Consider the following 5,325-nt stretch of genomic DNA (forward strand, 5'->3'; position numbering starts at 1 on the left):
CCGCACTTACCTAAATATTTAGAGTGACAGAGTAGTGCTAGAGCGAAGCGGCAGCCGACATGAACGCGCCTGCTTGTCGGCTGCCGCTTCGCTCTAGACCGACCTACGAGGCGAGGCATTCTCACAGGTCAGTCTCTCCGGCTCTGGGTATCAGGCGGCTCCCCCTCATCCGCCGCCATGTCAGCAGCGGCAGGCGGGCGATGAATCCCAGCATCAGGCGCGTGTGCATCCAGGTCAGGAGCACGTTGTCGCGGTAGTAGTTGAAGTGGGAGACTCCGCCTTCCTCCGGACGGAAGTAGCGGACGGGGGCCGGGACGTTGATCGGGCGCAGGCCCATCCAGCAAAGCCGGACGGCGGCTTCCGGGTCGAAGTCGAATCGGCGCATCCAGCGGTTGGTCTCCATGGTGGCGCGCAGGGCCGCGATGGGATAGACGCGGAAGCCGAACAGGCTGTCGCCGATGCCGCCCCACAACGTTTCCAGGTTGGCCCACCAGTTGGAGATCTTACGGCCGCCGACCCGAAGGCGCGGCGCATCGGCGGCGAAGACCGGGACGCCCAGCACCAGCGCATCGGGATTGTCCTGCGAAATCCGCTGGAAGCGCCGGATCAGGTCGGCCGGGTGCTGGCCGTCGGAATCCATCGTGAGGGCATGGGTGAAGCCCTGAGCTTCCGCCTGCCGAAGTCCGTGGAGGACGGCGGAGCCTTTTCCCCGGTTTTCCGGCAGGACCAGCACACGTAGACCAGCATCATCTTCGGCCATGCGCGACAGTTCCTCGGCGGTGCCATCAGTGCTGCCGTCGACGACGACCCAGACGGGGTCCCACTGGCTGCGCGCCGCCCGCACCGTCTCGAAGACCTTGGCGCCGGTGTTGTAGCTGGGGATCAGGACGATATGCGTCTTGGACGGCGTCATGAATGGAGCTCGGCCCGGTAGTGGTCTTCGACTTTGCGAACCATGGCTCGGACATCGCCTTCAGGCTCGAACCGGCGTCCGAGACGCACGGTGTAGACCAGCGGAAAGTCGGGCTTGCGGAAGAAGTTCCAGCCTTTGCCGAGGAACCGGGTGTTGGATTGGATCAGCACGGTCTGGACCGGCACGCCGGCATGGCGGGCGATCAGGGCGAAGCCGCCCTTCAGCGGGTTGACCGGTGGCGATACCGTCCGGGTTCCCTCGGGGAAGATCAGGAGCTGGTGTCCGTCCCGGACCTCGCGGGCAGCCGATTTCACCAAGGCCGCCGCCGCATCGTTGCGGATATAGCCCGCCATCCGGGCGCCGCTGCCGAGGAACAGATTGTCGTAGACGTTGGCTTTGGCGATGCAGACCGTCCTGGGCAGATGGGAGAGCACGAACACCGCATCGAGCAGGGACGGATGGTTGGGGCAGATCACCAGCCCGCCTTCGCCCCGCAGAGCATCCAGTGCGCCTAGGTCGCATTTCAGGATGCCGCAAGCCTTCATGGCATCCAGATAGGTTCGGAAGCCGAGGCGGATCATGAAGCGGCTGAGGGGACGACCGTACCGGCGCGGCAGCACCGCGTCGAACAGGGCTGCCGGCAAGCTCCAGGCAAGACAAAGAACGCCGAACAGCAGCAGCAGCCCGTAGAACAGGATGTATTCCCAGACGACGCGGACCGGCCCGGCCGGGCGGGCGGCTGTCCAGCCGGCCCGCTCAGCCGCGCCGTCCCGCATCGTCATGTGACCTCACCCGTTGCGACTCGGACGTTGCGGCGGCGGCGGAACCACGCCCGGACATTGGCTTTCAGGTCGAGAGCCGCGTTCATGTAGTAGATCGCCTTGAAGATACGCAGCCTCGAGCGGATCGGAGACGGACGGAAGACGTCGCCGGCCAGCAGCGACAGCAGCGCCTCCTCCACCCGGAAGACGTTGCGCGGACCCATGAAAAGGTTGCGCATCGCCGGCGTCGTCACGCGGTAGATGTACCAGGAGAAGGTGCCGATGCCGCGCCGGATCTCGGACTCGAAGTTCTTCAGCGCCAGTTCCGCCCGCTCGGGCTCACGCAGGCAGGTATCGACCGCGTCAGCCCCCCGGAAGGCGCTGTTCATCGCGAGATAGACGCCGGTCGAGAAGACGGGATCGATGAAGGCGAAGGCGTCGCCCAGCATCAGGTAATCAGGCCCGGTCATGCGGTCGGCCTGATACGAGAAGTTGCCGGTGCCCGTCACCTGTCCGGTCAGTTCGGCGTCCTTCAGCCGCTCCGCCAGCGCCGGGCACAAGGCTATCGTGTCCTTGAAGAATGTCGTCTGGTCGGTCTTGCGCGACTTGATGTAGTAGGGCCAGCAGACCGCCCCGACGCTGGTCGTGCCGTCCGCCAGCGGGATGAACCAGAACCAGCCGTGGTCGAACCAGAAGACGGTGATATTGCCCTCCGCCTTGCCGGGCAGCCGGTGCGCTCCCGTGAAGTGGCCGAACATCGCGGCGCTGTTGTGCTTGCGGTTGCGCTTCTTGATGCCGAAGCGCGACGCCAGCAGCGTATCGCGACCGGAGGCATCGACCAAGAACCGGGCACGGACGGTACGGGTCCCGCCGTCCTCGTCCCTGGCGGTCGCGATGGCGCCGCCGGCTTCGGGGAACTCGACCCCGGTGACCTTGCAGCCTTCGACGACGGTGGCTCCCTTGGCGGCGGCATTGCGGATCAGGATATGGTCAAATTCCGACCGGCGGACCTGGAAGGCGTAGGGCTTGCTTTTGTCCCAAGCCTTGGCGAAGTCGAAGGTGATCGCCTTGTTGTGGTAGGGCGACACGAACTCGGCGCCGTATTTCAGCATACCGACCCGTTCGACCTCCTCCAGCACGCCGAGCTGTTCCAGCAGCGGGAGATTGAGCGGCAGCAGCGATTCGCCGATGTGGAAGCGGGGATGCCGTTCCTTTTCCAGCAGGATGACCTTGTGGCCCTTTTCCGCCAGCAGAGCCGATGCCGTCGATCCGGCGGGACCGCCGCCGACGACCAGAACGTCGCAATCGAATTCCTGATTTGCCGATACCATCAGTCTGACCGCTTTCCAGTTTGCCGCCGGCCCGCGAGGGCTTGGACCCATGAAGGCTTGGATAGGTGCAGCTTTTACCAAAACTGCCCGAGAAGCGACCAGAAGCAAAATCCGGTCACTCCCGTTAGGCCTATACAATAACCGAAAGTCATAATGGGTACTATCAAGCCCGTCGGCACACCGAATGCCCGGAAAGGGTAAGCGTATTGGGAGAACTGGAATCGGCTTGATCGCCGATTACTGCCCACCCACAATGCGCACCGCACTTGGAGGCAGTCGAATAGTCGGGCGCGGTCTGGCGTCGGATCATGGAGTCACTGGGCTTGGACGCTGATGAGAAGACCCTGAAAAGGGCGCCGGTCGAACCGCATCCGGTGATGGCGGACTACTACGGCGAAAGAAGTGCCAGGGCAGGCTTCGTCCGATCGCTCTTCAACGACACCGCCCATCATTACGACCGCATAAACGGCCTATTCTCCATCGGCTCCGGCAATTGGTACCGGAAGCACTCCCTGATGCGCGCCGGACTGGAGGCGGGCCATCGGGTGCTGGACGTCGCGGTCGGTACAGGTCTGGTAGCGCGGCAGGCCGCCGCGATCACCGGCCCCCAAGGTCTCGTCATCGGCCTCGACCTGAGCGAAGGCATGCTTAGGGAAGCACGGCGGACGCTGGATATCCCGCTGGTGCAAGGGACCGCCGAGTCCCTGCCGCTGGCCGACGCCAGCGTCGATTTCGTCACGATGGGCTACGCGCTGCGCCACGTTTCCGACCTGACCGCGACGTTCCGCGAGTTCCGAAGGGTACTTCGGCCCGGCGGCACGGTCCTGCTGCTGGAGATCGCCCGCCCTACCCGCCCGATGGTCCGGCACGCCGTCCATGCCTATCTCGGCGGGCTGGTGCCGCTGATTTCCAGGGTTGCCGGCGGTGGGTCCGACGGCATGCGGCTGATGCGGTATTATTGGGAAACCATCGACCGGTGCGTCCCGCCCGAAACGATCGAGCGGGCGATGACGGATGCCGGTTTTAGCGGCGTCCGCTGCGACGTGGACTTCGACATGTTCCGGAACTACTCTGCGCGCCGAGGCTAACGGCGCTGGAGGGCGGTATGTCCGGTAAAGAGCATTCCTATGCGATGACGGTTGAATGGACCGGCAATACCGGATCGGGAACCTCCGGCTATCGCACCTATCAGCGGGCTCATACCATCGTTGCGGAAGGCAAGCCGGTCATCCCCGGCTCGTCCGATCCGTCGTTCCGGGGCGATCCGGCGCGCTACAACCCGGAAGACCTGCTGGTTGGATCGGTGTCGGCCTGCCACATGCTCTGGTACCTGCACCTGTGTTCCGTAGGCGGCATCGTCGTGACGGGGTATGTCGATCATGCCGAGGGCACGATGGTCGAGGATGCCGGGGGCGGCGGCCGGTTCGCCGGCGTCACGCTCCGGCCCGAGGTGACGCTGGCGCCGGGAAGCGACGAGGCGGCGGCGCTTAGGGCGCATCATGAGGCCCACGAGAAATGCTTCATCGCCAACTCGGTCAACTTCCCGATCGCGGTGGAGCCGGTCTTCAGGACCGAGTGATCAGCTCTTGAAGACGACGCCGAGTTCGGCGACCTGCTCGGGCGTCAGCGGTCTTATGTTATGGCCGTGCAGCAGGAAATGCAGCTTGGCCGTTTCCTCCAGCTCCTCCAGCGCGTAGAGCGCGTCGTTGAGGGTCTTGCCGGCGATTACGGGACCGTGGTTCGCCAGCAGGACCGCCGCGTGCTTGACCGCGACATCCCGAACCGCCAGGGCGAGGCGCTGGTCGCCGGGGCGGTAGTACGGCACCAGGGCTAAGTCGCCGATTCGCATCACATAGTACGCCGTCAGCGGCGGGATCACCGGGATGCCCGGCTTGTGATCCAGGCACGACACGGCGACGGAGTGCGTCGAGTGGGTGTGGACGATGGCGCCGGCATCCGGGCGGACATCGTAGACGCAGGTATGGAGGAAGGCTTCCTTCGACGGCGGGTCGCCGCCGACGTGGCGGCCGTCCGCGTCGAGGCGGGAGATGGCGGCCGGGTCGAGCATCCCCAGCGAGCTGTTGGTCGGCGTCACCAGCCAGCCGTCGTCGAGCCGGACGCTGAGGTTGCCCGACGATCCGTGAACGAGACCGCGCCGGTACAAAAGGTCGCCCATCCGGCAGAGCACTTCACGGGCTTGGTTTTCCCTCATCATCCGGTTCTCTCCTCCCTCATCTGTCGTGAATCTTAACCGCAGAATTTTGACGTAGGTCGGTCTAGCACTACCCTGCCACACTTCCGGTTGAGGTATGGTGTAGTT

The 5,325-nt window shown here is 64.6% G+C and carries 6 protein-coding genes; 2 read left to right on the top strand and 4 right to left on the bottom strand.

Annotated elements, in window-relative coordinates; genetic code table 11:
- Nucleotides 1-121: 121 nt before the first annotated feature.
- The 3 genes from AC5JJ6_RS40080 to AC5JJ6_RS40090 are packed head-to-tail and all read right to left on the bottom strand — an operon-like array spanning nt 122 to nt 3,005.
- Nucleotides 122-913: a glycosyltransferase family 2 protein gene (locus AC5JJ6_RS40080; RefSeq protein WP_496047399.1), complete on the bottom strand. Its 792-nt coding sequence runs from the start codon at nt 911-913 to the stop codon at nt 122-124.
- Nucleotides 910-1,695, bottom strand: coding sequence for a lysophospholipid acyltransferase family protein (locus AC5JJ6_RS40085; protein ID WP_496047400.1), 786 nt, complete (start codon nt 1,693-1,695; stop codon nt 910-912). The genes AC5JJ6_RS40080 and AC5JJ6_RS40085 overlap by 4 nt, the downstream gene beginning before the upstream one ends.
- Nucleotides 1,692-3,005 (bottom strand): NAD(P)/FAD-dependent oxidoreductase, encoded by a 1,314-nt coding sequence (locus tag AC5JJ6_RS40090; protein WP_496047401.1) that lies wholly within the window; start codon nt 3,003-3,005, stop codon nt 1,692-1,694. Before AC5JJ6_RS40090 ends, AC5JJ6_RS40085 begins: the two co-directional genes overlap by 4 nt.
- A gap of 323 nt (nt 3,006-3,328) precedes the next feature.
- Between AC5JJ6_RS40090 and AC5JJ6_RS40095 the strand changes: the two genes are divergently transcribed.
- Nucleotides 3,329-4,093 carry a class I SAM-dependent methyltransferase gene (locus AC5JJ6_RS40095; protein WP_496047402.1) on the top strand — a complete coding sequence of 255 codons (765 nt, stop codon included), beginning with the start codon at nt 3,329-3,331 and terminating at the stop codon, nt 4,091-4,093.
- A gap of 17 nt (nt 4,094-4,110) precedes the next feature.
- Nucleotides 4,111-4,584: an OsmC family protein gene (locus tag AC5JJ6_RS40100; protein ID WP_496047403.1), complete on the top strand. Its 474-nt coding sequence runs from the start codon at nt 4,111-4,113 to the stop codon at nt 4,582-4,584.
- Here AC5JJ6_RS40100 and otnC read toward each other — a convergent pair whose 3' ends face one another.
- Entirely contained in the window at nt 4,585-5,220 is a 636-nt protein-coding gene (otnC, locus tag AC5JJ6_RS40105; protein WP_496047404.1) for a 3-oxo-tetronate 4-phosphate decarboxylase, read from the bottom strand.
- Nucleotides 5,221-5,325: the final 105 nt, after the last annotated feature.

This window comes from Skermanella sp. (genome assembly GCF_059503625.1).